The organism is Streptomyces sp. NBC_00207 (assembly GCF_045160965.1).
Lineage (GTDB): Bacteria > Actinomycetota > Actinomycetes > Streptomycetales > Streptomycetaceae > Streptomyces.
The window spans coordinates 7,907,272-7,930,107 of sequence record NZ_CP130715.1 but is presented as its reverse complement, the minus strand read 5'-3'; the positions used below and the strand labels follow the sequence as shown (position 1 = coordinate 7,930,107).

The window sequence follows — 22,836 nt, the reverse complement described above, 5'->3', positions numbered from 1 at the left end:
TTGGTCGGTGACCCGGGCCCCCTCCCGGGGGTTAGTGGGGCGGTGCCGGTCCTTTGGCCGGCACCGCTTCATGCGTTCTGCTTGTGCTTCTCGTTCGTCATGGCTTCCTTCGGTGGCTACTCGCCCGGCGCGGGCTCGGGATCGGGCAGACGCCCGAGCTCCTCCAGGAGCGCGCGGGCCGTCTTCCACGAGACGCCGAGCTCGCCCGAGACGCGGTTCGGGCTGAGCGTCTGCCGGTCGGGGTCGAGTTGCTTCACGAGGTCGAGGAGTTCGGCGCGGGTGCGTCGGCTCCCCGACTTCGGGGGCGGCGTGGGCTTGGTCGGGGGGACGGGCGCGGTGATCTGGCGCCGCTTGGTCGGGGACTGTGCGGCCGGTACGACGACCGGCGTCGGGGTCAGGGCCGGGGCCCCGATCTCGTCGGGGTCGGGGTTGATCGGGGTGTTGGTCGGGGTCGGGGTCGGGGCCCCGACGAACGCGAAGTCGGGGGCGTTGGTCGGGGTCAGGTCGGGGGTGCTGGTCGGGGTCGGGAGCGGCCCCCCGATCACGTCGGGGTCGGGGTAACCACTGCTGGTCACGGTGTAGGTCGGGGTATTGGTCGGGGCCCCGACCAACGCGAAGTCGGGGGCCTTGGTCGGGGTCAGGTCGGGGGCCTGGTCGGCCTCCCCGGTCAGGTCGGGGTCGGGGTAGGTCGGGGTCGGGAGCGGCCCCCCGACCAACGGGAAGTCGGGTGCCTGGTCGGGGTCGTTGGTCGGCCCCCCGATCAGGTCGGGGTCGGGGTCGGCCGGGGCCGGTTCCAGAGCCGGGATCTGGTCGGGGTCGGGGTCGGCCGCCAAGCCGGTGTTCGCCATGGGGTCGGGGGACGGGATGGCGTCACCCTCCAGTTGGAGGGGGACGCCGAGCTTGGCCAGGCGGAGCGGCATCAGGAGTTCGACCGGCGCCTTGCGCCGCCAGCGCCGCCCGTACCGGGCTTCGAGACGGGCCTGGTAGATCAGCCGGTCCTGTTCCATCCCGACGGCCCGTTCGTAGCTGCGCAGCTCCCACAGCTTCATGCGGCGCCAGAGCTTGAAGGTGGGGACCGGGGAGAGCAGCCAGCGCACCAGCCGCACGCCCTCCATGTGCTTGTCGGCGGTGATGTCGGCGAGACGCCCCACCGCGTGCCGGGCGGCCTCGACCGTGACCACGAACAGGACGGGCATTACGGCGTGCATGCCGACGCCGAGGAGGTCGGGCCAGGCCGCGGCCCCGTTGAATGCGATCGTCGCTGCGGTCAGAAACCATGCCGTCTGCCGGAGCAGCGGGTAGGGGATGCGGAGCCAGGTCAGGAGCAGGTCCAGGGCGAGGAGTACGACGATCCCCGCGTCAATCCCGACGGGGAACGCCCGGGCGAAGCTGCCGAACCCCTTCCTTTCGGCGAGGTCCCGCACGGCGGTGTACGACCCGGCGAACCCGATAGCGGCGATGATCACCGCTCCGAAGACGACCAGCCCGCCGAGGTAGAGCAGGGGCCGGGGAAGGTTTCGGAGGTCTCGGGCGCCCGGGGGCGAGGGACTGTTCATCTGGCTTTCTCCAGGGGGCTTGTGTGCGGGGGCTGGTGGCCGGTCGGCCGAGGCGGCCTTCGGGCCCGGTGCCTTCCCCGTCTTCGTGCGGGTGGCGTTGCCGGGTCCGAGGGCCGCTTCGGGCGGTCCGTCAGGTGGTGGCCGGCACCTTCGGGTCGTCGTCGGTGTAGTGGTCCCGCCAGCGGACGGAGACCGTGATGCCGCCGAGTTCGGCGGACCAGAGGTCTCCGGGCGCGAGCGGTGCGGGGTTGGGCTGGGGGGTCTCGGTCTCTCCGGTGGGGCGGACTCGGCGTAAGGCGCTTGCGGTGGTGTCGGCGAGGCGGTCCCGTATGGCCGCGAGGGTGGCCAGGTCGGGCTCGTCGGGTCTGGTCACGTGCTGCTCCTCGGGTTGGTGTGGGTGGTGCGGCCGGTCTGCTGGGCCCAGAGGCGGGCGCAGATCCCGCGCTCGTGGGCCTGTTCGCGGGTGCGGCACCCGCCCGCCGCCAACGTGGCGGCGGCGAGCGGGAACTGGCAGGGGCGGTGCATCAGCCGCGCCGGAGGATCGAGCGGGCAGCGCGGCGGGCGGACTGGGCTTCGCGCAGGGTGTCGGCGCGGGCGGAGTCCGGCTTCGAGGTGGTCTTCCTGGGGGCGACGCGGAGGGTTTCCGGGTCCACGTCCCAGCGGGATCGACTGGCCATCAGCGGTCCCTCCGCCCAAAGATGCTCCGGCGGGGGGTGTCGGCCTCGCGGCTGCCGCGCTCGCGGTTGCGTTCGCGCTGGTTGAAGTCGGCTTCGGCGTCGCGGGTCCGGCCGCGCTTGGCGGTCTTGACCTTGCCGAAGGTGTCCCCGGTGCTCTCGTGGCGGGAGCTGTCGGCGAAGAGGAAGCTGCGGAGGCTCATCACGCCCCCTTGCGGGCGGCGCGGATGGCGTCGGCGGCCTTCTTCGCGGCGGCGGCGGCCTTGGCCGCGTCCTTCGCGGCGGCGATGGTGCGGACCCAGGCGCGGGGCATCAGCGCTTCCCCCCACGGATCGAGGAGACGAGGCGTCCGGCGGCGGCCTGGGTGCGGGGGCCCCTGTCGAGGGCCTCCGCGTAACGCGGGGCGTTGGTCGCGGCCTTGGTGGGCTTGGTGATGGCGACCGCCTCGTTGGCGTGCTGGTTGAACGAAGTACGCTTCGGCATTGCTGGCTCCTGGTTTCGTCAGGTGTCCGGCTGGCCGTCGGGTGTTCGCGCACCCGGCGGCCGTTTTGCGTTTGCCTGCTGTCTGAGCGGGCGCGGCTCCCGCACGGCTGTGTGAGCCCGCGCGGGACCGGACCTGTTCATCAGGTCGGCGAATTTGCATCCGCCCTGCGTACGGGCGGTTTTTTCGTTTCGGCACTCTGTGGAGTTCTCAAGGAACGGCCCCGCGGAGGAGCTAGACGACGCCCGACGAAGCCGTGCGCCCGCCTGTCTCCGGAGGAGTGGTGGCTCTGTGTGGTGCGGTTCTCACCGTAGCGAGTTTCTAGAGTTTGTGGAAGTCCGTGAATTTGTTGAATTTCACGAGCTTCGTGGATTCCCTGGAAACCTCGCGTTCCGTACACTCCGAGCCATGGAAGCGACGACGATCACCGCTGATGAGCTGCGGAAGGGCTGGGCTGACGTGCTGGCCGCGACGTACCGAGCGGGCCGGCACCACCAGGTCACCCGCCACGGCAAAGCGGCGGTGTCCGTCATCCCGCCCGAGTGGTACGCCCAGGCGGCAGGGGCGGACGGCCCCGCAGTTCGCGAGGAAACCGCCACGGAAGGACTGCGCTCCCTGGCCGACCTGCTCGAAGACGTACGGATCGCGGGCACCCACGTGGCGATCACGCGTCGCGGAACCCGCGTTGCGGTACTCGTCCCCCACGCCTGGGCAGCCGAGCGCTACGGCTCCCCCGCCTAGTCCCCAACCCCCCGCCCCCGCCGGCATTCGGCGGGGGCTTCGTCGTAACTCCGGGCGGTTCACGCTTCCCTCCGGCCGCGAGCAGGGAATCGGGCGTGGACCTCGGGCATGGAGTGCTCCTTCGTGGTGGTGTTCATGACGCCCGCCGAAGGGCTCGGATCTGGGCGCGGAGCGCCTGGCCCTCGTTCTCGGGCGCCTGGTCCTGCTGGGCATTCCGTTCAGTCACAGCGGCCCGCCACTGGTCCTCGCGTTCGGTCGCCGCGGCTTGACCCTCGGGGGTCTGAGACCAGCAGCGACCGCACAGGCCCGCGCCAGGACTGGCGCCGGATTGGGCGGCTTCGCAGTCGGCGCAGTGCCAGGTGGCGACCGGCGCGGACATCTGGAAGTGGGCACGGGTCAGCGCGGCCCGGCGGTCGAACTCCTCGGCTCCCACGAGCCTGCGCTCGGTGCGGGCCTCGGCGCACTCGTGGCAGCGGTCGCCGGTCTCCCAGTCGATGCCGGTCTCACACTGGGAGCGGGCACAGCCCCAGCGGGCCCAGACGCCCCCGGTGCCCTTCCGGCCGATCAGGAGCCCCTCGACGCGCTTGGGGTCGGCGAGGAGGGCCTGGTGATCAAGGCGGGCCAAACGGGCCGTCAGGCGGGCACGCAGCCGCTCGGGTTCGGTGCCGAGGTCGAGCTGGCGGCGGACCTCCCGGACGGCCAGCCGGACCGGGTAGGCACCCACGCCGTCCAGCAGGTGCGCCATCGGCTCCAGGATGAACGTCATCTGCGGCGACAGGGTGATACCCGAGCCGGTGTAGCCGGTCCGCTTGGTGGTCGGGGAGGGGCTGCTCTGCTGCTCCGCCCGGAGGGCGCCAACACCTTCACCTTCGACGGCCTCCGGGTTTTCCACAGCCGGAGCGCCCTCTACTGCCTCAGCGCCTACGGCGGACAGATCCATGTCCGGCGTGGGTTGTTCAACGTCAGTAGATGACCGGTCTTCCTTATACGCGAGGGATGCGCCATGGGACCTACCACCCGATGTGCCACCGTTCCCAGGACTTGAGGTCCGCAGGTCAGGGGCCGGAACAGCGTGGAGCGGGGCCCTGTGGACAGTGGCGGCGTGGCGGCCCTGGTAGCCGCCGCGCCGGTCGAGGGTGATCCACCCGGCGGTGTCGAGGTCGGCCAGCAGCGTGGACACCGTGGCCTCGGCGAGCGGCTCCCCGGCCTTCTGGCCGGAGGCGTGGCGCAGGTGCTCGGCGACCTCGGCGAGCGTGGGGGTGTAGCGGCGGCGCTCGGCCTCGATGAGGAGGGCGAGCAGCCGGAGGTGTCGGGGTGTCAGGGTCTCGGCGGCGAGGAGGGGCACCAGCACGTACTCGCGCTCTACGGGGACGACCGTCCGCCGGGCCGACTGTCCGGTTCCGCCCCGGTGGGTCCGCCGCTGGGTCTGGATCAGGGCGGGACGGCCGGGGCTGTGGTCCACGGTCAGCGCAGCGAGGCCGCGGTGGACGCTGCGGGGAGACAGGGCGAGGTACTCGGCCAGCGTGCCGACCTTGGCCGTGCAGGCTTCGGGGCGGTCGGCCAGCGCGGCCACCTTCATGAACACGGTCACGGCAATGTCCGGGTAGACCTCCCCGCCCTTCACCAGGGCGAGCGGGACGCGAACGAGGCGGCTGCGGCCTGCGCCGGCACCGGACTCGGCACCCGCCCGGTAGGCCAGCCGAGGGCGCGGTACGCGCCCGGCGGCGCTGGTCGCCTGATCGTGTGAAAGTGCACGCTCGGAACTGCCACACGGGGCGGGTGTCGATGGGCATTCAGCCCCGTGATTGCAGGGCTGTAGCGGGATGGCCGGGTGGAAAGGGGGCGCCGGATCGGCTACCGTAGCGAACGAATTGGGGGACACACTGACCCTCTGAGTCTCGGGAAAGCGTCACCGCCAACTGGTTGGGAAGCCGTTGGGGCGGGACGCTGGTAATTGGGACTCGTCTGAAAGGCTCCGGCGTTGGTAGCGCCGGGGCCTTTCCTCGTCTCGGCCTACACCGGCACACCCCCAGCCCGACGGCCCGTTCGCCGTGGCACAGCCGTGGCACACGGGGCGGCATAGACCGGCATGGACCGGCAAACCCAAGAGGGGTCAAATCGCAGGTCAGAGGTGTTGAGGGCACTCTGACCAGGTGCGAGAAAAGCGGGGCGCCTCTCCGACGCGAAGGAGTATGCGACGGCCGGCCGCATCCTGGAGGGGCTGGCGGGCGAGGTGCCCGAGCAGCTGGCACCCCGGCTGCTGCTGGCCCGCGCCTATTACCACTCCGCCCAGCTCTCCCGCGCCGAGCACGAGCTCCGCGCCATCCTGGAGCGCTGGCCGGTGGAGGACTACGCACAGCTGATGCTCGGTCGCACGCTGGAGCGCCTGGGCCGGGCCGCCGAGGCCCGCCCGTACCTGCGGGTGGCCGCCGCGATGGCGGGCGACTTCCCGGAGTAGCCGGAGTAGTCGGAGTAGCGGGTGGCCCGGCCGGTCCGCCCGAGCGGTAGCCCGGCGCCGCACCTGCCGGACGTCAGGAGCCGCTGGAGTGGGCGCCCGGCTCGGTGCGCGCCAACGTCCGGCTCCGCCCGAGCGGGCGTCCGCCACCGTGCGTGCGGATGTCCGGCATCTCCGCCGCGCGGGCGCCCGGCCCCGCGCGTGCGGATGTGGCCGGCCCCACGCGCGTGCGGGCCCGTCCCCCACCAGCACCTTCCGACGCCCGGTTCCCGCCCGAGCAGGCGTCCGGCCCTCCACCCGCCGACGTCCGGCCCCGCGCATGCCGGACGTACCGGCCCCGCCCGAGCGAGCGCCCCGCCCCGCCCCGAGCAGCCGCCCGGCCCGGAGCATTCGGTCGGCCGGCCCCGTGCGTGCGGGGTCCGGCGGTCGGCTCGGATAGCCTGGGGTGCATATGAACCGCCTGACCACACCCTTCGGCTCCTACGAGCTCACCCGCTTCCCCGAGGATCCGCGCGACCGGCTCCGTGCCTGGGACGCCGCCGACGAGTACCTGCTGCGCCACCTCGACTCCGGTACCGGGGAGCGCGGGCCGGTGGATCTGGCCTCCGCCGGCCAGATCACGGTGCTCGGGGACCGCTGGGGGACGCTGACGACGGCGCTCGCCGCGTACCGCCCGACGCAGATCACCGACTCCGCCCTCACCCGCTCCGCCACCGCGGCCAACCTGGACCGCAACGGGATCGGAACGGCGAAGGCGACGGTGACCCTGCTGACCACGCAGGACCCGCCGCCCGGGAAGATCGACGTCCTGCTGGTGCGCGTGCCCAAGAGCCTGGCGCTGCTGGAGGACCAGCTGTACCGGCTGGCCCCGCACGTGCACGCGGGCACGGTCGTGGTCGGCGCCGGCATGGTCAAGGAGATCCACACCTCCACGCTGCGCCTCTTCGAGAAGATCCTCGGCCCCACGAAGACCTCGCTCGCCGAGAAGAAGGCCCGGCTGATCTTCTGCACGCCGGGCACCCCCGGGGCGACCCGCCCCACGACCCCCGGGCCGTGGCCGCTGACGTACACCGTGGACGAGGACGCGGGCTCGGCCTCGGGCCTGACCGTCGTCAACCACGCCGGGATCTTCTGCGCCGACCGGCTCGACGTCGGCACCCGCTTCTTCCTGCAGAACCTGCCGACCAACACCGACGGGGCCCGGGTCGTCGACCTCGGCTGCGGCAACGGCGTCGTCGGCACGGCGGTCCAGGTCCACGACCCGGACGCCGAGGTCGTCTTCACCGACGAGTCGTACCAGGCGGTCGCCTCGGCGCAGGCCACGTACCGGGCGAACGTCCGCGAGGGCCGGCGGACCGCGGAGTTCCTCGTCGGCGACGGGGTGGCCATGCTGGCGCCCGCGTCCGTGGACCTGGTGCTGAGCAATCCGCCCTTCCACTCCCACCAGGCCACCACGGACGCCACGGCGCTGCGCATGTTCGCGCAGTCGCGCAAGGTGCTGCGGCCCGGCGGCGAGCTGTGGATCGTCGCGAACCGGCACATGGGCTACCACACCCACCTGCGCCGGCTCTTCGGCAACAGCGAAGTCGTCGCGAGCGAGCCGAAGTTCGTGGTCCTGCGGGCGGTCAAGCAGGATCGTCCGCGGCCCATGTGACCTGCCGGTAGCTCCTACACTCTGGCCCGTGAGCAGCCAGGTGGAGGACGGGAGCGGTGGCGGGCGCTACCGCCGGGAGGACGTGGCCCGGGCGGCCGGCGTCAAGGTGCGCAACCTGCGCTACTACCAGGAGCGCGGGCTGCTGCCGCCGCCGCGCCGGGAGGGCCGGATCGCCTGGTACTCCGACGACCACCTGACCCGGCTGCGCCTGATCAGCGACCTGCTGGGGCGCGGCTACACGGTCAACGGGATCGCGGAGCTGCTGCAGGCGTGGGAGGAGGGCGGCGGCCTGTCCCGACTGCTGGGCCTGGAACGGGAGATGACCCGGGACTGGGTGCAGGAGGAGCCGGTGACGATGACCCGGGCCGAACTGCGGGAGCTGTTCGGCCCGACGGCGACCGCGGCGGACACCCGGCGGGCGGCGGAGCTGGGCTACGTGACGGTCGACGGGGACCTGGTCACGCACCCGAGCCGCCGACTGCTGGACGCGACGCTGACGCTGGTGCGCCTGGGGGTGCCGCTGGCGGAGATCCTGGACGTCGGGGAGTTCGTACAGACGCAGGCGGCGACGGTCGCGGACCGGTTCGTCGGGCTGTTCCGCCGGCATGTGATCGGTACGGAGGGGGCGGAGGGGCTGGAGCGACTTTCGGCCACCCGGCTCCAGCACATCACCGCGGCGGTGGCGGCGCTGCGGCCGGTGGCCGGGGAGGTCGTGGCCACCGAGTTCGCCCGGGCGATGGCCCGGCGGGTGGACGCGGAGGTCGCCGAACTGCTGCGTACGGAGCAGTAGGAGTCGGCTCAAAGGGTGCGCTCGCACAACCTTGCCAACCTCCATTGGCACTCTTACATTCAACTCGTCGGTAACAACGGTGCACAGCCGAAATAAGGGACGATCTCATGACCGGCTCCCCCCTTTTATCCGACCATTTATCCGACGAGCGCAGTGACTCCGGCCGTGTTCGCTGGCGCCGGTTCGCCGCCTTGACCGTCCCCGCCGTGGCCGTGACCGCCGGCCTCGGCATCGCCCTCGCGCAGGGCGTACTGGCCGCCTCCTTCGCCGTGTCGGGCCAGCAGTTCAAGGTCTCGGCCAGCAGCCTGGAGGGCGAAGGCTTCGCCCAGTACGGCAGCGTCGACGTCAACGCCCGCGAGGAACTGATACCGGTGGCCGTCACCGCCATCCGGGAGGCCAGGCTCCACAACCTCTGCCAGTCCGTGGTCACCACGCTCCCGGTGGTCGGCGACATCTCGCTCAACCTCACCGCAGGCCGCAAGGCCCCGGTGGAGGCGAGCAACCTGTTCGTCGACGCGACCCAGCTCGCCGGCGACGCCGTCTTCACCAACATCGAAATCGGGCGGGACGCCTCCACCCTCGACAAGGGGCCGGCCGAAGCGCAGGGCATGCAGGACCTCTTCGCCCAGCAGGCCGACACGGTCCGCATCACCGATCTGCAGCAGACGGCGTGGGCGACCAACGCCGGCACCTTCAAGCTCTCCGGGCTCAGCATGAACGTCAGCAAGGGCAAGAAGGAATGCTTCTGAGCCGTCGGCGGCGGTGGCAACGGTGGCGGCGCAGCAGGCCCTTCTGGGGCGGGCTGCTCGCGATCCTCGCCGGGGCGTGGATCTGCGTCCTGCCGCTGGCGCCGCTGAAGATCATGCTCCAGCAGGGGGTGGCGGGGATCCCGTCCGTCCTGATGGGCATCGTGATGATCGTGCTCGGCCTCACCGCTTGGTTCTCTCCCGCCCAGCGCACCCTCGCGGGCATCCTCACCACCCTGATCGCCACGGCCGCGCTGGTCCTGTCGAATCTGGGCGGTTTCCTGATCGGCACCCTGCTCGGCATTCTCGGCGGCGGCCTGATGTTCGCGTGGCAGCCGTACGCCGCCCCGCGCGCGGCCCCGCGCGCCGGGGAACCGAAGTCCGCGGAGGAGTCCGCGGCGGAGTCCCGGCAGGAGTCCGTGTCAGGCACCGGGAACGCGGAGTCCGCCGTGGGCGCCTCGGCGGCCGCCGCGCCCCCTCCCCCCACCTCGCACCACGATCCCCAAGGAGCACAGCCATGAGCCGTTCGCGCACCGCGCTCACCTTCGGGGCGGCCGCCGCCGGAGCCCTCGCGCTCGGCGCGGTCACCGCCCCGGTCACCGCCGCTCCCTTACCCGCGGCCGGGTCGACCACCGTCTCCCCGGCCGGGCACGCCTTCCAGGCCACCCTCACCGGGAAGGCCACTCTCAAAGCCGGTTCCGTGACGGTGACGTGCAACGTCTCCGTCGCCACCGGCACGGTGCCGGCCGCCCCCGGCAACAGCAACCCGGCCGGGCCGGTGTCCTCGCCGATCTCCGCGCCGACGTACAGCTCCTGCACCTCCAGCATCCCGGGCGTGACCCCCACGGTCACGACCTCCGGAGCCTGGACCGTGTCGATGCAGGACGGCTCGCCGATCACCGCCACCATGGGTCTGCCGGTCGGCGGCCTGGTGGTCAAGACGAGCGGGCTCGCCTCCTGTACGGTCACCGCGGCCCCCACGGCCCCGGCGAGCGTCGGCGGCACCTGGGCCAACGGCGCCCCGTCCAGCCTGACCTTCACCAACGCGTCCGTACCGGTGAAGGTCACCGGCGGGTTCGGCTGCCCCACCAGCGCGACCTCGTCCACCTTCAACGCGGTCTACCGGGTCTCCGACACCACCGATCCGGCACAGCAGATCACCGTCGGCCCCTGACCCCGCCCCGCCACCACCCACCGCTCACGCCCGCGCCCGTCCGGTCCGGTGAACTCCGGTGCCGGACGGGCCCGTTGCGTTGAGGCTGCCGAGCAGCGAGAGCGCGTGGGCGCCGGGGCTTCCCGGTTTCGCGTGGTAGATCACCACCTGCTGGCCGAGGGCTCCCCGTACGTCGAAGGACTGGTAGGTGAGGGACAGGGCCCCCACCTCCGGGTGCACCAGTGCCTTGGCCTCGAGGGTCTTTCCGTAGACGGTGTGCGCGGACCAGAGCGCGGCGAACTCCTCGCTCGCCGAGGTGAGAAGGCCCACCACTTCGCGCAGGCGGGGGTAGTGCGGGGCGAGGCCGGTGGCCTGGCGCAGGGCGGCGACGACCGCCTCGGCCGCCCGCTGCCACTGTGCGTAGAAGGATCGGCCGGCGGGGTCGAGGAAGGTCATGCGGGCGAGGTTGTCCGCCTCCTCGAACGGCGAGAAGAGCGCGTCGGCCAGGCTGTTGGCCGCCAGGAGGTCCAGCGCCGGGTTGAGGACGAATGCCGGGGTGTGCGCGTACCCGTCCAGCAATTGGCGCAGCATGGGGCTGACGGTCTCCCTCGGCCGGGTCCGCTGCCCGTCCGGCAGGGTGCCCGCCAGCCGGAACAGATGGTCACGTGCCTCGTGGTCCATGCACAGGGCGGCGCTGATCGCGTCGAGGATCTGTGGCGAGGGGCTCTGCTCCCGGCCCTGTTCCAGGCGGGCGTAGTAGTCGGAGTTCATGCCGGCGAGGACGGCGACCTCCTCCCGCCGCAGACCGGCGACCCGGCGCGGGCCGTGGGAGGCCAGTCCCACGTCGTCGGGCCGCAGCCGTGCACGGTGCGCGCGAAGGAAGTCCCCGAGGGCGTTGCCTGTCATCACGCCAGGCTAGACGGCTCCCCCGGCGCGTGCCTGGGTGCGCCGTACCCGGGCACAGCCCGTCCTGGTCCCTCCTTCCGCCGCCGCCCAGACTCCGGAGGGCGAGCCGGCCGAAAGCCGGCCACAAGGAGGAACAGACATGAAGCAGACCGCCATGACCGTGGCCGTCACCGGCGCGAGCAGCGGCATCGGGGAGGCCACGGCACGCCGTCTGGCCTCGGACGGGCACCGGGTCCTGCTCGGTGCGCGCCGCACCGGCCGGCTGGAACGGCTGGTCGAGGAGATCACCCGGGACGGCGGCACCGCCGCCTTCCGGACGCTGGACGTCACCGACGCGGCGGACGTGCACGCGTTCGTCGATGCGGCGTGCCGCGAGTACGGCCGGATCGACGCCCTCGTGAACAACGCGGGGGTGATGCCCCTCTCCCCGCTGGCAGCGCTGCAGACCGACGAGTGGGACCGCATGATCGACGTCAACGTGCGCGGCGTCCTGCACGGGATCGCCGCCGCCCTGCCGGTGATGCGCGCACAGGGCGGCGGGCACATCGTGAACATCGCCTCCGTCGGCGCCTACGAGGTCTCCCCCACCGCCGCCGTCTACTGCGCCACCAAGTTCGCCGTCCGCGCGATCTCCGAGGGCCTGCGCCAGGAGTCCGGCGGGGACGTCCGGGTCACCCTCGTCTCGCCCGGCGTGACCGAGTCCGAACTCGCGGACGGCATCCCCGATCCGGAAGCCAGAGAGGCGATGAAGGCCTACCGCGCCGTGGCACTTCCGGCCTCGGCCGTCGCGGAGGCGATCGCCTACGCCCTTTCCCAGCCCCCGGAGGTCGACGTGAACGAGATCGTCGTCCGCCCGGCCGCGAGCGCCCGGTGACCCCCGCCGGGAGGGAGCGCACCGAAGTGCCGCCCACCGCCGCCGAGTACGGCAGCCTGGTCCGGAGGCTGCGGAACCTGGAGGACCAGGAGGCTCTGCGCAGCCTCCTGGTCCGCGGCTGGCGGGCACTGGACCGCAAGGACTGGCAGACCTGGATCGACTGCTGGGCCGACGACGCGGTGCTGGAGTTCGGGCCGTGGGGCGAGACCCGCGGGAAGGAGGCGATCCGGGCGACGGTGGAAGAGGCGGAATCGCCGTACCCGGGCATGCAGCACCACCTCCTCAACCTGCACTTCGAGGTGGAGGGCGACCGGGCGAGCGGCATCGGCTACATGTGGTTCGTCGCGGTCACCGCGTCCGGGTCGACCTCCGCCACCTACTCCATGGGCGGGCCGTACGCATGGGAGTTCCGCCGCGGGCCGGACGGCTGGCTCCTGGTCCGCCAACGGCTCGGCGTCCTGTGGACCGGCGGGGAGGACGCCCTCAGGGCCTTCGAGCCGGAAATTCCGTTGCCCGCCGGGGAGCCGAGCGGTCAAGCTCGCTCTCATGTCTGAGAGCACCGATCACCGACCGCAGTCCGCCCCGCGCACGGAGCGGAGGGACGTCGGCGACCTCTTCTCGGGCGGACGGCTCATCGCGATGCCGCGCAGGGCCGCCCGGCGGGAGCAGTTGCTCGTCCACCTCGCGGAGACCCTCTTCACGGTGGACCGGGAGTACACGGAGCCCGAGGTGAACGACGCGCTGCGCACCGTGCACGAGGACTGCTCGGCGCTGCGGCGGTATCTGATCACCTCGGGCCTGCTGACGCGGACCCGTGACGGACGCAGCTACCGGCGGTCCACGACCACCCGGTAGTGGGTCGTCAGCCGCCCGTCGTCGCCCAGCAAGTGGAAGGCGACGGCGGGCGGTTCGTCGAGGTGGACGTGCTCGGAGCCGGCCGAGGGGTGCTCCCACGGGAGCCGCAGGGTGGACACCACACCGGGCGCCACCAGCACGGGCCGCCCCGCGAAGGTGGTGGCGGCCGCGGTGTGGGCGTGCCCGCACAGGAACGCGGTGAGGTGCGGGTGCCGTCCGGCCAGGGCCGCGAGCCGCTCCTCGCCGAACTGGCGGATCTCGTCGACGTACGGGGTGTGCAGCGGGACGGGCGGGTGGTGGAAGGCCACCAGCACCGGGGTCTCCCGCGGAGTGCCGGTCAGTACGCCGTCCAGCCAGGCCAGCGTGGACTCCTCCAGCAGGCCGTGGTCCACGCCGGGAACGGAGGAGTCGCACACCGCGAGCACGAAGCCGGCGCCGCGCAGCACCTGGTCGACCGGCGCCGCGGACGGGGCCTCCTCCCCCAGCAGGCCCTCGCGGAAGGCGGTCCGGTCGTCGTGGTTGCCGGGGCAGACCACCAGCGGGTGCCGCGAGCGCAGCAGCTTGGCGGCCTCCTCGTACTCGGCGGCAGCTGCGTGGTCGGCTATGTCCCCGCTCACCAGGACGGCGTCCAGGTCGTACGGCAGAGCGTCGAGGTACTCCATGACGGCGCGGGTGCGGTCGGCTGCGCGCGGGCCCCCGTCGAGATGGATGTCGCTGAGGTGGGCGATCACGATCACGAGCGGTGTCTCCTTCGTCTCTGGTCAAGAGATGCGTTCGACACCCATTCAACAGGGCGGCCTGCGGCGGGGATCGGATGGATTCAGCCGGATTCAGGCGGAGTTGCCCCGGGGCACGGCCGGAGTTCAGGCGGTCTTCCGCGGGCGGGTGCGGCGTACCAGCACCCAGCCGGCCGCCGTGAGGACGACCGCAGCCGCGGCGAGGGAGGCGACGGTGGCTCCGGTGGATGCGAGCGCGCCGCCGGTGGGGGTGGCGCCCGTACCTCCGACCGAGCCTCCGGCCGAGCCGCCCACCGAGACTCCGTCGGTGCTGTCGCCGGCGCCGCCCGGAGCGCCGCCCGAACCGCTGCCCGGACCGCCTGGGCCTCCGGTCGTACTCCCGGACGTGCTCCCGGACGTGCTCCCGGACGTGCCGGAGCCGCCACCGGCCCCTCCGGCGGACGCTCCGCCGCCCGTCGTGGTGTCCGCGGTGGTGACGGTCAGCGTGGCCGCGTCGGTGCGGGCGGTCCCGGCGTCGTTGGTGAACTCCGCCCGGTACCGGCTGCCGTTGTCCGCGGCCGCCGCCGTGAAGGTGTGCGTCGGCGAGGTCGCGCCCGGCACGGCCCGCCAGGTCCGGCCGGCGTCCGTACTGACCTGCCAGGCGACGGAGGGCGGCGGGGTCCCCTCGGCCTGCGCGGTCAGCGCGACCTCGGCTCCGGCGATGACCGACCGGTCCGCCGGGCTCCGGGTGACCTTCGGGGACGTCGACCGCTCCAGCCGGGTGATCCTCGCCCCCGCCGGGTCCGAGACGAAGACAACCGCGCCGCCGGGCTCGACGGCCACGGCCGCGCTGCCCGACTGCCCGTGGTTCCCGGGGAGTACAACGGGCTTCGCGGCCTCCTGGAGGTCGCCGGTGCGGTGGACGGTGAGCGTTCCGTTGTTGTCGCTGCCCGGCTGCGAGGTGTCCCCCGCGTCCTGCCACACCACGAACGCCTCGTGCGCGGCGGCGTCGAACCTCGCCGCGCGGGGCATGTCGACGCCCTCGATGGTGCGCAGCCGCTTGCCCGTCGCGTCGTGGACGACGACGGAGGTGTCCAGCCCGACCCACACCGCGCCGGTCTCGGGATCCACCTCCGTGAACCCTCCGAAGCCCTCTCCCGCCGGCAGGTCCACGGTCTTGGTGACCTGGAAGGTTGCGGTGTCGATCCGGTACATCCGGCGGTTGCCGACGTCGGTGAACCAGATCGCGCCGCGCGCCGCGTCGACCGCGAACTCCTCGCCGCCCTCCAGGGTCACGGACCGCTTGACGGCCGCGGTCGCGATGTCGACCTCCGACAGTACGGGGCCCTGCGCGACCAGCACCGTCGAGGGGGTGGGCCCGGGGGCGGCGTCGGTGACGGCCGCACCCGGCACCCACGCGCCCGCCGCCGCGGCGTCTCCGTCCTTGGCCGTGCCGATGCCGCGCAGCGGATGGACGAAGACCGCGCCGTCGCCGGGCAGCGGGGCGACGAGCTGCCGCACGGCCCGTCGGCCGAGCGTGCCGGTGGGGCCCGGGGCCTGCCCGACACTGCTGCGCAGCTTGCCGTCGGCCGGGTCCAGGACGTGCAGCCCGCCTTCGTTGGCCTCGGCGGTCTCGGGCAGGTCGTCCGAACCGACGTACAGCTTCTTCGAGTCGGGGTGCAGCAGCAGGTCGCGCGGTTTGCCGGCGGTGGTGAACTGCGCCACCGGCCGGTACGCGACGGCGCCCGGCGGTACGTCGGCCCCCTCGCCCCCGGCGGCCGAGGCGGGGCCGGCGCCGGTGGCGGCCGAGGCGAGCACGAGCGCGAGCACGGCGGAGGCGGTGCCCGTGCGGCGGCCGGGGGTGAGGGGGTGTCGGGGTGTCATGACTTCCTCGTCGACGGGTCGGACACGTACCAGGACTCGGGCGCGGCCCGAAGCAGACCCGAACCGGACCCGAAACGGAACCGAACCGGGCCCGGCCGGGGACTAGTTGAAGGTCACCGGGACGTGGACGTCGTACTTGCGGTTGGAGGAGTTGAAGTGGTCGGCGCGCGTGACGACGGCGCACTGGACGGTTTCGCCGCAGATCTGGCCGCCGCCCAGGTCGGCCTTGACGTGGATGGTGACGCTGAAGGTGCCGCCCGGACCGTACTTGGACGTGTTGGCCAGGGTCCCGCCGAAGGTGTTGTTGATCCAGTGCGAGGCGCCGGTGGTGCCGGACTGGTCGGAGCCGCCCAGACAGGGGGTGGGCTTGTTCGCGCCCTGTGCGCCGTTGACCGCGCAGAGGCCGACGTATATGCCCTTGGCGGTGTTGAAGCCGCTGCCGGTGACCGTGACGTTCTGACCGGCCGCGGCGGCGGAGGAGGGCGCCGTGACGCTGAGGCTGAACGTGGCCGCGCCGTCGGTGACCGTACGCGTCGAGGTGGCGGCCGAGGCGGAGCCGGCCGCGCCGACGGCGGCGCGACGGCGGCGGAGGCGGCTACGGCCGCGCGGGCGGCGGTACGAGGCAGGGAGGCAGCACGCATCACTGGGACACCTTTCGGGTGCGGGAGCGGGTTCCGATACGGAAGCCCAAAAAGTGAGGTAAGGCTAACCTAATTTCGATCACGCTTGAACCCCCTCTCCCCCACACCGCGGCCGCCAGGACGGTCCGTCAACTTCCGCTTCGGCGGCGGCCGGACCGCTCCGTGGCACCGATGGTGAGGCCGGCGGCCGGGCGGCGCTCAGGCAGCGCTCACTCCGGTTCCGGGCAGGGTCGGTCCGACCGGCTCGACCGCCCTCGTGATGCGCGCGCCCCCGCGCCTGGCAACACTGGGGCCATGACGAACAAGGCAGCCTTGGAGGGCGGCCCGGACGACCTCCCGGACCGGATCGTCCCGATCGCCTCGCCCGGCGAAGACCTGAAGGTTCCGCACCGCGGCGGATACGAGCACTTCAAGCCCACCACTCGGCAGCAGGACGGCCCGCAGGGGCGACTGCCGGTCTACGAGTGGTGGGAACGCACCGAGATCGCCGAATGACCGGCCGGGGGGCGAGCCACGCCCCCCCCGGCTTCACCCCGGCCTCACCCCCGGTAGGTCTCCAGCAGCCGCAGCCAGATTTCGCTGATGGTCGGGAAGGCCGGCACCGCGTGCCACAACCGCTCGAGCGGAACCTCACCGGCGACCGCGATGGTGGCCGCGTGGACCAGCTCGGCGGCGCCCGGGCCGACGAAAGTGGCTCCGAGGAGGACCTCCCGGTCGAGGTCGACGACCATCCGGGCGCGGCCGCGGTAGCCGTCGGCGTACAGCCCGGCGCCGGAGACCTTGGACAGGTCGTAGTCGACGGCGCGCACCCGGTGGCCGGCCCGTTCGGCCTCGGCCAGGGTCAGGCCCACCGCGGCGGCCTCCGGGTCGGTGAAGACGGCCTGCGGGAGGGCGCGGGTGTCGGCGGTCGCCGTGTGCGCGCCCCAGGGAGCGGTGTCCAGCGGCCCGCCGGCCGCGCGGGCGGCGATCGCGGCGCCCGCGATCCGGCCCTGGTACTTGCCCTGGTGGGTGAGGAGCGCCCGGTGGTTGACGTCCCCCACGGCGTACAGCCAGTCGTGGCCGGGCACCCGGCAGCTGTCGTCGACGTCGATCCACTTGCCCGCGGGCAGGCCCACGGTCTCCAGCCCGATGTCGTCGGTCCGCGGTGCCCGGCCCGTCGCCATCAGCAGTTCGTCGCCCTCCAGGCTCTCGCCGCCCTCCAGCACCACCCGGACGGGGCCGGTCGAGCCGTCCCGTACGACCGCCTCGACGGCCACACCCGTACGGACCACCGCCCCCGCCTCGCGCAGCGCGTCGGCGACCAGCTCTCCCGCGAAGGGCTCCATCCGCGGCAGCAGCCCGGAGCCGCGTACGAGGACGGTGACCTGCGATCCCAGGCCCTGCCAGGCGGTGGCCATCTCGGCGGCCACCACCGAGCCGCCCACGATCAGCAGCCGGCCGGGAACCCCCTGGGCGGAGGTCGCCTCGCGGCTGGTCCACGGGCGGGCTCCGGTGATGCCGGGCAGGTCCGGGATCACGGCCCGGGTGCCGGTGGCGACGACCACGGCGTGCCGGGCCGCCAGTACGTGGTGCTCGCCCTCGGGGCTGGTGACGGCGACCTTGCGGACCCCGTAGAGCCGGCCGTGGCCGCGGTAGACGTGGGCCCCGATGGAATCGAGCCAGTCGATCTGGCCCTGGTCCTTCCAGTCACCGGTCCAGTAGTCGCGGTGCGCCAGCACCGCCGCCGTGTCCAGGGGACCCTCGACGGCCCCCGCCAGCCCCGGCACCCGGCGGGCGTCGGCCCGGGCCAGGACCGGGCGCAGCAGCGCCTTGCTCGGCACGCAGGCCCAGTACGAGCACTCGCCGCCCACCAGTTCGCTCTCCACGAGCGCCGTGCTCAGCCCGGCGGCGCGGGTCCGGTCGACGATGTTCTCGCCGGCCGGGCCCCCACCGAGCACCACGACGTCGTACTCCACGGCTTCAGTCATACGGGCCAGTGTCACGCCGGTCCGCGGCCGCGTCACGCACTCAGGCCTCCGGCGTGCCGGGGTCCTGGGTGCCGGCGTCCTGTGCGCCGCCCTGCTGCGCGACGATCTTGGCGCGCACCTCGTCCATGTCGAGCGCGCGGGCCTGCCCGATGAGGTCGGTCAGCGCCGCCTCCGGCAGGGCGCCGGGCTGGGCGAAGATGGCCACCTGATCCCGGACGATCATCAGGGTGGGGATCGAGGTGATCTGGAAGGCCCCGGCCAGCTCCTGCTGCGCCTCGGTGTCCACCTTGGCGAAGAGCAGGTCGGGGTGGGCCTCGGAGGCCCGCTCGTAGACCGGCGCGAACTGCAGGCACGGCCGGCACCAGCCCGCCCAGAAGTCGATCAGCACGAACGGGTTCTCGCTGACCGTCTGGTCGAAGTTTTCCTTGGTGAGCTCGACTGTAGCCACGGTGTCCAGACCTCCTGATTGAACCGACTGCTCCTTGAACGAACGACCGGCCCCGGGCATTCCGCACGGTGGTGCCGCCCTGGGCCGGTCCGAGGCGGTCTAGAAGGGGTGGCCGGCCGGGGTGCTGCGGGCCGTGGTCCAGCGCAGTTCCGTGAAGGCGTCCAGGTTCGCCTCGCCGCCGAAGCGGGCGCCGGTGCCGGAGGCGCCGACTCCGCCGAACGGGGCGACGGCCTCGTCGTTGACCGTCTGGTCGTTGACGTGCGCGATCCCGGTGGGGATCCGCTCGGCCAGGTCGAGCCCGCGGGCCGCGTCCCGGGTCACGATCCCGAGGGAGAGGCCGTAGGGGCCCGCCGAGGCCAGTGCCACCGCCTCGTCCTCCGTCGCGAAGGAGCGTACGGGTGCCACCGGGCCGAAGACCTCCTCGGCGTAGGCAGGGGTGTCGTCGCCGACGCCCGCCAGGACGGTCGGCCGGTAGAAGAGGTCCCGGTGGGTGCCGCCGGCGACGAGCTTGGCCCCCGTTCCGGTGCTGGCCTCCACGAGGGCGTGTACGCGTTCCACCTGGGCGCGGTCGATGAGCGGGCCCAGGTGGACCTGCTCGCGGTACGGGTCCCCCACGGCCAGTTCCTCGGCGCGCGCGGCGAGCCGCTCGACGTACTCGTCGTAGAGCGAGGCGTGTACGAGGTGCCGCCCGGCGGTCATGCAGATCTGGCCCTGGTGGAAGAAGCTGCCCCAGGCGGCCTGGGCGACGGCGGCGTCGACGTCGGCGTCGCGGAGCACGACCAGGGCGGAGTTGCCGCCCAACTCCAGGTGTGTGCGCTTGAGGTGACGGCCCGCCAGTTCTCCGACGGCACGGCCGGCGGCGGTGGATCCGGTGAAGGACACCACCCGGACCCGCGGGTCGGCGACCACCGCGGCGCCCGTCCCGGCGCCCCCGGGCAGGACGTGCAGCAGCCCGGCGGGAAGGCCGGCGGCGGCGAATACGGCGGCGAGGGCGAGGCCGCCGCAGACGGCGGTCCGCCGGTCCGGCTTGAGCAGCACCGCGTTGCCGAGTGCCAGCGCCGGCGCGACCGAGCGGATCGCCAGGATCAGCGGGGCGTTGAAGGGGGCCACGACCCCGACCACCCCGGCCGGGACCCGGCGGGTGAAGGACAGCCGCGGTGCCTCGCTGGGCAGTACCTGCCCGACCGGGCGCGAGGCCAGCGCGGCGGCCTCGTAGCACTCCTGGGCGGCGACGTGCAGTTCGAAGCCGGCCTTGCCGGGTATCGAGCCGGATTCGCGGACCAGCCATTCCCGCAGCTCGTCGGCGTGGCCGGCGAACAGGTCCCCGGCGCGGCGCAGTACGGCCGCCCGCTCGAGGTGGGTGGCGCGCGCCCAGTCGTGCTGCGCGGCCCGGGCCCGTACGGCGGCTTCCGCCACGTCGCCGGGCGCGGCGAGGTCGAGGGTGGCGAGGGTGCGGCCGGTGGCGGGTTCGACGACCGGCGCGGCGCCGCCGGTGAGGGTGGGTCCGTCCTGCCAGAGCGTCGGGTCGAGGAGCGGCATGGCGCGGGGCCTCCGGGTGGGGATGGGCGGGGTGCCGGGCGAGGGGGGCGGCAGCACGCGTCATCGTGCCAGACCGGGGGCTCCACTTCTGTTCAGTTATTGGGCAGTTGACGGCGGGCGCTGACCGGAAATGGTCGACGCCCTGGTGGGGCGGGTGCTCCACCAGGGCGGTGCCGCAGCGGGGCTCAGCGCTCCAGGACCAGCGCGATGCCCTGTCCGACGCCGATGCACAGCGCCGCCATGCCCGTGCCGGAGCCGGCCGCCGCCAGCTGGTGGGCGACCGAGCCGGCCAGCCTGGCGCCCGAGGCGCCGAGCGGGTGGCCGATCGCGATGGCTCCGCCGCGGGGGTTGACCACGGCCGGGTCCAGCTCCGGCCAGGCCGCCAGACAGCCCAACGCCTGCGCCGCGAAAGCCTCGTTGAGTTCGAGGACGGTGAGGTCGGACAGCCCGCGGCCGGCCTTGCCGAGAGCCCGCTGCACCGCGTCCACCGGGCCCAGTCCGAAGAGCTGGGGCTCGATCCCCGTGACGGCGGAGGCGCTGATCCGGGCGAGCGGCTCCCGGCCGGTGGCGGCCAGGCCCGCCTCGTCGGTCAACAGCAGGGCGGCGGCGCCGTCGTTGAGGGGGGAGGCGTTGCCGGCCGTGACCGTGCCCCGGCCGTCAGTCCGGAAGGCCGGCTTCAGCCGGGCCAGGGCCTCGGGGGTGGAACCCTCCCGGATGCACTCGTCCCGTACCAGGTCCACGCCCTCGTACGGCACGACCTCGCCGTCGTACAGCCCGGCGGACCAGGCGGCCGCGGCCTTGCGGTGGCTCTCCAGGGCGAAGGCGTCCTGCGCCTCGCGGGTGACGGCGTACTTGTCGGCGACGAGTTCGGCGCCCTCGCCGAGCGAGCCGGTCCACTCCGCGGGCATCCGCGGGTTGGTCATCCGCCAGCCGAGGGTGGTGGACCACATCTGCTGGTGTCCGGCGGGGAAGGCCCGTTCGGGCTTCTGGACCACCCAGGGGGCGCGGCTCATCGACTCGACGCCGCCCGCGATGGCCACGGAGGCGTCGCCCACCGCGATGGCGCGGGCGGCCTGGATCACGGCTTCGAGGCCGGACCCGCACAGCCGGTTGACGGTGACCCCGGGGACGCTCACCGGGAGGCCGGCCAGCAGGACGGCCATCCGGGCCACGTCGCGGTTGTCCTCGCCCGCGCCGTTGGCGTCGCCGAAGACCACGTCGTCGATGCGGGCCGGATCGAGGTCGGGCGTACGGTCCACCAGCGCGCGCACCACGTGCGCGGCCAGGTCGTCCGGGCGCACGCCGGCGAGGGCTCCGCCGAACTTGCCGATCGGGGTGCGGACGGCGTCGACGACGTAGACGTCGCGGACGGTGCGGATGCTCATGGGGTCTCTCCTGGGCGGATCCGTACGGGCGGTGGCGCATCGGTGCCGGGTGGGCAGCGATGCCGGTGTGGGCACGACGCCGGTGTGGGCATCGCGACACGCCGCCGGGCACGCCCGGTGGGGCGCGCCCGCAGTCTCCGTCCGCACGTCACCGCCTGTCAACGGCCCCCTGCGGGGCTCCCCGCCCGCGCCCGGCCCAGCGGACCGCCCCGCGGACCCGCCGGACGGGCCCGGCCCGGCCCGGCGGGAGCTCCGTCAGGTCGACTCGCGGTGGACGGCCTCGGCGGCCATCAGGTCGTGCCGTTCGGTGACCTCCGACGGCTCGCGCACCGCTTGGTCCACCAGCGACGCCAGGTGGTCACCGGTCGGCATCTCGATCCGCACCGTGCTCAGCCGGGGCCGCAGCAGCCGCCCGATGAGCAGGTCGTCGGCGCCGATGACGGCGACGTCCTCGGGGATGCGCAGCCCCTCGTCCTGGAAGGCCCGCATCAGCAGCATCGCGTACTCGTCGTTGTACGCGAAGGCCGCGTCCAGCCCGAGGCCGCGCCAGCGGGCGGCGAGCGCCGCGGCCGATTCCTCGGAGTAGGCCATCGGGACGGGCTCGACCCGCGCCCCCTCCGCACCCGCCACGGCGCGTGCGCCCGCGAGCCGGGGCGCGGAGAACAGCTCCAGCCCCTCCTCCTCGGGGACGACCACACCGATCCGCCGCCGGCCCCGCTCGACGAGATGGGCCGCGGCCCGGGCGCCGACCTCCTGCTGGTCCATGACCAGCGCGTGCGCCCCGGGCACGCCGACCGGGCCCATGGTGATGACCGCGCGGGCCCCGGCCCGCTTGAGGGTGGCGACGTTGTGCGCGGAGAGGGTGATCTCGCCGAGGGATATCACCGCCACCGGACGCAGTTCCGCCCACGCCCGCACGGCCTCGTCTCCGCTGAGGCCGAGGCTCCCGTACTGGACCACGGTGTAGTCGAGGCGGCGCAGCGCCCACTGCAGTTCGTTGAGGAAGGCGCTGTAGAGCGGGCCGATCGGCACGTTCGGGGTGGGCAGCAGCACGATCCGGGTGTGCCCGGCGCGCAGGCTGCGGGCGGCCGCGTGCGGGACGTAACCCAGCTCCTCGGCGGCCTCGCGGACCTTGCGGCGGGTCGGCTCGCTGATGCGTACGGCTTCCGCGTTGTTCAGCACGTACGAGACCGTCGCGCGCGACACGCCCGCGAGGCGGGCCACATCGGCGCTGGTCGGGACGGGTGGCGGCGTGGTCGATCCGGAGGCCGGGGTCGGCGGCTTCGGCGATTTCGATGACTGTGACATTGCCGTGGCATCTTTCCAGACCGGTTGGGCCCAGGGGCTAGCGGATGGCCGGAAACGAATGCT

The 22,836-nt window shown here is 73.3% G+C and carries 25 protein-coding genes and 2 pseudogenes; 11 read left to right on the top strand and 16 right to left on the bottom strand.

Annotation, left to right across the window (positions count from 1 at the left end):
• Positions 1-116 precede the first annotated feature (116 nt).
• The 6 genes from OG472_RS36620 to OG472_RS36595 all read right to left on the bottom strand — a co-directional run bounded on the left by OG472_RS36620 (position 117) and on the right by OG472_RS36595 (position 2,713).
• Entirely contained in the window at positions 117-1,556 is a 1,440-nt protein-coding gene (locus OG472_RS36620; protein WP_405942518.1) for a DUF2637 domain-containing protein, read from the bottom strand.
• 130 nt (positions 1,557-1,686) lie between these two features.
• A complete protein-coding gene (locus tag OG472_RS36615) occupies positions 1,687-1,929 on the bottom strand; it encodes a hypothetical protein (RefSeq protein ID WP_405942517.1) in 243 nt (80 codons plus the stop codon).
• Entirely contained in the window at positions 1,926-2,081 is a 156-nt protein-coding gene (locus tag OG472_RS36610) for a hypothetical protein (protein ID WP_405942516.1), read from the bottom strand. The genes OG472_RS36615 and OG472_RS36610 overlap by 4 nt, the downstream gene beginning before the upstream one ends.
• A complete protein-coding gene (locus OG472_RS36605) occupies positions 2,081-2,233 on the bottom strand; it encodes a hypothetical protein (protein WP_405942515.1) in 153 nt (50 codons plus the stop codon). Before OG472_RS36605 ends, OG472_RS36610 begins: the two co-directional genes overlap by 1 nt.
• Positions 2,233-2,433, bottom strand: a complete 201-nt coding sequence (locus OG472_RS36600; RefSeq protein WP_405942514.1) for a hypothetical protein — start codon at positions 2,431-2,433, stop codon at positions 2,233-2,235. The genes OG472_RS36605 and OG472_RS36600 overlap by 1 nt, the downstream gene beginning before the upstream one ends.
• 109 nt (positions 2,434-2,542) lie before the next feature.
• Positions 2,543-2,713 carry a hypothetical protein gene (locus OG472_RS36595; RefSeq protein ID WP_405942513.1) on the bottom strand — a complete coding sequence of 57 codons (171 nt, stop codon included), beginning with the start codon at positions 2,711-2,713 and terminating at the stop codon, positions 2,543-2,545.
• A 406-nt stretch (positions 2,714-3,119) separates the two neighbouring features.
• Between OG472_RS36595 and OG472_RS36590 the strand changes: the two genes are divergently transcribed.
• Positions 3,120-3,452, top strand: a complete 333-nt coding sequence (locus OG472_RS36590; RefSeq protein WP_405942512.1) for a type II toxin-antitoxin system prevent-host-death family antitoxin — start codon at positions 3,120-3,122, stop codon at positions 3,450-3,452.
• 133 nt (positions 3,453-3,585) lie between these two features.
• Here the strand turns inward: OG472_RS36590 and OG472_RS36585 are convergent, their stop codons facing one another.
• Positions 3,586-5,043, bottom strand: coding sequence for a hypothetical protein (locus tag OG472_RS36585; RefSeq protein WP_405942511.1), 1,458 nt, complete (start codon positions 5,041-5,043; stop codon positions 3,586-3,588).
• Between the two features lie 570 nt (positions 5,044-5,613).
• Here OG472_RS36585 and OG472_RS36580 point away from each other — a divergent pair.
• From OG472_RS36580 to OG472_RS36555, 6 genes and pseudogenes are all read left to right on the top strand, one after another.
• Positions 5,614-5,910: pseudogene (locus OG472_RS36580) on the top strand (tetratricopeptide repeat protein); the annotation flags it as partial.
• Between the two features lie 457 nt (positions 5,911-6,367).
• Entirely contained in the window at positions 6,368-7,561 is a 1,194-nt protein-coding gene (locus OG472_RS36575; RefSeq protein WP_401606456.1) for a methyltransferase, read from the top strand.
• Positions 7,562-7,589: 28 nt separating this feature from the next.
• Entirely contained in the window at positions 7,590-8,351 is a 762-nt protein-coding gene (locus tag OG472_RS36570) for a MerR family transcriptional regulator (RefSeq protein WP_405833217.1), read from the top strand.
• A gap of 107 nt (positions 8,352-8,458) precedes the next feature.
• Positions 8,459-9,100 carry a DUF6230 family protein gene (locus OG472_RS36565; RefSeq protein ID WP_405942510.1) on the top strand — a complete coding sequence of 214 codons (642 nt, stop codon included), beginning with the start codon at positions 8,459-8,461 and terminating at the stop codon, positions 9,098-9,100.
• Positions 9,091-9,618: a DUF6114 domain-containing protein gene (locus OG472_RS36560; protein ID WP_405942509.1), complete on the top strand. Its 528-nt coding sequence runs from the start codon at positions 9,091-9,093 to the stop codon at positions 9,616-9,618. The genes OG472_RS36565 and OG472_RS36560 overlap by 10 nt, the downstream gene beginning before the upstream one ends.
• A complete protein-coding gene (locus OG472_RS36555) occupies positions 9,615-10,271 on the top strand; it encodes a hypothetical protein (RefSeq protein WP_401605691.1) in 657 nt (218 codons plus the stop codon). The genes OG472_RS36560 and OG472_RS36555 overlap by 4 nt, the downstream gene beginning before the upstream one ends.
• 24 nt (positions 10,272-10,295) lie before the next feature.
• Here OG472_RS36555 and OG472_RS36550 read toward each other — a convergent pair whose 3' ends face one another.
• Positions 10,296-11,156 carry a helix-turn-helix transcriptional regulator gene (locus OG472_RS36550; protein ID WP_405942508.1) on the bottom strand — a complete coding sequence of 287 codons (861 nt, stop codon included), beginning with the start codon at positions 11,154-11,156 and terminating at the stop codon, positions 10,296-10,298.
• A gap of 139 nt (positions 11,157-11,295) precedes the next feature.
• Between OG472_RS36550 and OG472_RS36545 the strand changes: the two genes are divergently transcribed.
• The 3 genes from OG472_RS36545 to OG472_RS36535 are packed head-to-tail and all read left to right on the top strand — an operon-like array spanning position 11,296 to position 12,885.
• On the top strand, positions 11,296-12,030 hold the full coding sequence (locus tag OG472_RS36545) for an SDR family oxidoreductase (RefSeq protein WP_405942507.1): 735 nt from the start codon (positions 11,296-11,298) through the stop codon (positions 12,028-12,030).
• Between the two features lie 26 nt (positions 12,031-12,056).
• Positions 12,057-12,584 (top strand): nuclear transport factor 2 family protein, encoded by a 528-nt coding sequence (locus OG472_RS36540; protein ID WP_405942506.1) that lies wholly within the window; start codon positions 12,057-12,059, stop codon positions 12,582-12,584.
• A complete protein-coding gene (locus OG472_RS36535; protein ID WP_383577506.1) occupies positions 12,577-12,885 on the top strand; it encodes a DUF2087 domain-containing protein in 309 nt (102 codons plus the stop codon). The genes OG472_RS36540 and OG472_RS36535 overlap by 8 nt, the downstream gene beginning before the upstream one ends.
• Here the strand turns inward: OG472_RS36535 and OG472_RS36530 are convergent.
• From OG472_RS36530 to OG472_RS36520, 3 genes and pseudogenes are all read right to left on the bottom strand, one after another.
• Positions 12,858-13,622, bottom strand: a complete 765-nt coding sequence (locus OG472_RS36530; RefSeq protein WP_405942505.1) for a metallophosphoesterase — start codon at positions 13,620-13,622, stop codon at positions 12,858-12,860. The genes OG472_RS36535 and OG472_RS36530 overlap by 28 nt on opposite strands.
• Before the next feature lie 126 nt (positions 13,623-13,748).
• Positions 13,749-15,485, bottom strand: coding sequence for a hypothetical protein (locus OG472_RS36525; protein WP_405942504.1), 1,737 nt, complete (start codon positions 15,483-15,485; stop codon positions 13,749-13,751).
• 102 nt (positions 15,486-15,587) lie between these two features.
• Positions 15,588-16,126 (bottom strand): annotated as a pseudogene (locus OG472_RS36520) (hypothetical protein).
• Between the two features lie 294 nt (positions 16,127-16,420).
• Here OG472_RS36520 and OG472_RS36515 point away from each other — a divergent pair.
• The gene (locus OG472_RS36515) at positions 16,421-16,621 is read left to right on the top strand and encodes a DUF5988 family protein (RefSeq protein ID WP_401605672.1); all 201 of its coding nucleotides are present in this window, start codon (positions 16,421-16,423) and stop codon (positions 16,619-16,621) included.
• 44 nt (positions 16,622-16,665) lie between these two features.
• Here the strand turns inward: OG472_RS36515 and OG472_RS36510 are convergent, their stop codons facing one another.
• The 5 genes from OG472_RS36510 to OG472_RS36490 form a co-directional block, all read right to left on the bottom strand.
• Positions 16,666-18,093, bottom strand: coding sequence for a dihydrolipoyl dehydrogenase family protein (locus tag OG472_RS36510; RefSeq protein ID WP_401605671.1), 1,428 nt, complete (start codon positions 18,091-18,093; stop codon positions 16,666-16,668).
• Between the two features lie 40 nt (positions 18,094-18,133).
• Entirely contained in the window at positions 18,134-18,541 is a 408-nt protein-coding gene (locus OG472_RS36505; RefSeq protein ID WP_401605669.1) for a thioredoxin family protein, read from the bottom strand.
• Positions 18,542-18,640: 99 nt separating this feature from the next.
• A complete protein-coding gene (locus OG472_RS36500) occupies positions 18,641-20,080 on the bottom strand; it encodes an aldehyde dehydrogenase family protein (protein WP_401605666.1) in 1,440 nt (479 codons plus the stop codon).
• A 185-nt stretch (positions 20,081-20,265) separates the two neighbouring features.
• Complete coding sequence (locus OG472_RS36495; protein WP_401605664.1) at positions 20,266-21,465, bottom strand: thiolase family protein; 1,200 nt, start codon at positions 21,463-21,465, stop codon at positions 20,266-20,268.
• A gap of 255 nt (positions 21,466-21,720) precedes the next feature.
• Entirely contained in the window at positions 21,721-22,773 is a 1,053-nt protein-coding gene (locus OG472_RS36490) for a LacI family DNA-binding transcriptional regulator (protein ID WP_401605661.1), read from the bottom strand.
• Positions 22,774-22,836 lie beyond the last annotated feature (63 nt).

What these genes read in the sequence shown, in the direction of transcription:
- OG472_RS36620 (WP_405942518.1), bottom strand. Translation starts at nt 1,556, where the DNA reads ATGAACAGTCCCTCGCCCCCGGGCGCCCGAGACCTCCGAAACCTTCCC.
- OG472_RS36610 (WP_405942516.1), bottom strand. Translation starts at nt 2,081, where the DNA reads ATGCACCGCCCCTGCCAGTTCCCGCTCGCCGCCGCCACGTTGGCGGCG.
- OG472_RS36605 (WP_405942515.1), bottom strand. Translation starts at nt 2,233, where the DNA reads ATGGCCAGTCGATCCCGCTGGGACGTGGACCCGGAAACCCTCCGCGTC.
- OG472_RS36600 (WP_405942514.1), bottom strand. Translation starts at nt 2,433, where the DNA reads ATGAGCCTCCGCAGCTTCCTCTTCGCCGACAGCTCCCGCCACGAGAGC.
- OG472_RS36595 (WP_405942513.1), bottom strand. Translation starts at nt 2,713, where the DNA reads ATGCCGAAGCGTACTTCGTTCAACCAGCACGCCAACGAGGCGGTCGCC.
- OG472_RS36590 (WP_405942512.1), top strand. Translation starts at nt 3,120, where the DNA reads ATGGAAGCGACGACGATCACCGCTGATGAGCTGCGGAAGGGCTGGGCT.
- OG472_RS36565 (WP_405942510.1), top strand. Translation starts at nt 8,459, where the DNA reads ATGACCGGCTCCCCCCTTTTATCCGACCATTTATCCGACGAGCGCAGT.
- OG472_RS36560 (WP_405942509.1), top strand. Translation starts at nt 9,091, where the DNA reads ATGCTTCTGAGCCGTCGGCGGCGGTGGCAACGGTGGCGGCGCAGCAGG.
- OG472_RS36555 (WP_401605691.1), top strand. Translation starts at nt 9,615, where the DNA reads ATGAGCCGTTCGCGCACCGCGCTCACCTTCGGGGCGGCCGCCGCCGGA.
- OG472_RS36550 (WP_405942508.1), bottom strand. Translation starts at nt 11,156, where the DNA reads ATGACAGGCAACGCCCTCGGGGACTTCCTTCGCGCGCACCGTGCACGG.
- OG472_RS36545 (WP_405942507.1), top strand. Translation starts at nt 11,296, where the DNA reads ATGAAGCAGACCGCCATGACCGTGGCCGTCACCGGCGCGAGCAGCGGC.
- OG472_RS36535 (WP_383577506.1), top strand. Translation starts at nt 12,577, where the DNA reads ATGTCTGAGAGCACCGATCACCGACCGCAGTCCGCCCCGCGCACGGAG.
- OG472_RS36525 (WP_405942504.1), bottom strand. Translation starts at nt 15,485, where the DNA reads ATGACACCCCGACACCCCCTCACCCCCGGCCGCCGCACGGGCACCGCC.
- OG472_RS36515 (WP_401605672.1), top strand. Translation starts at nt 16,421, where the DNA reads ATGACGAACAAGGCAGCCTTGGAGGGCGGCCCGGACGACCTCCCGGAC.
- OG472_RS36510 (WP_401605671.1), bottom strand. Translation starts at nt 18,093, where the DNA reads ATGACTGAAGCCGTGGAGTACGACGTCGTGGTGCTCGGTGGGGGCCCG.
- OG472_RS36500 (WP_401605666.1), bottom strand. Translation starts at nt 20,080, where the DNA reads ATGCCGCTCCTCGACCCGACGCTCTGGCAGGACGGACCCACCCTCACC.
- OG472_RS36495 (WP_401605664.1), bottom strand. Translation starts at nt 21,465, where the DNA reads ATGAGCATCCGCACCGTCCGCGACGTCTACGTCGTCGACGCCGTCCGC.
- OG472_RS36490 (WP_401605661.1), bottom strand. Translation starts at nt 22,773, where the DNA reads ATGTCACAGTCATCGAAATCGCCGAAGCCGCCGACCCCGGCCTCCGGA.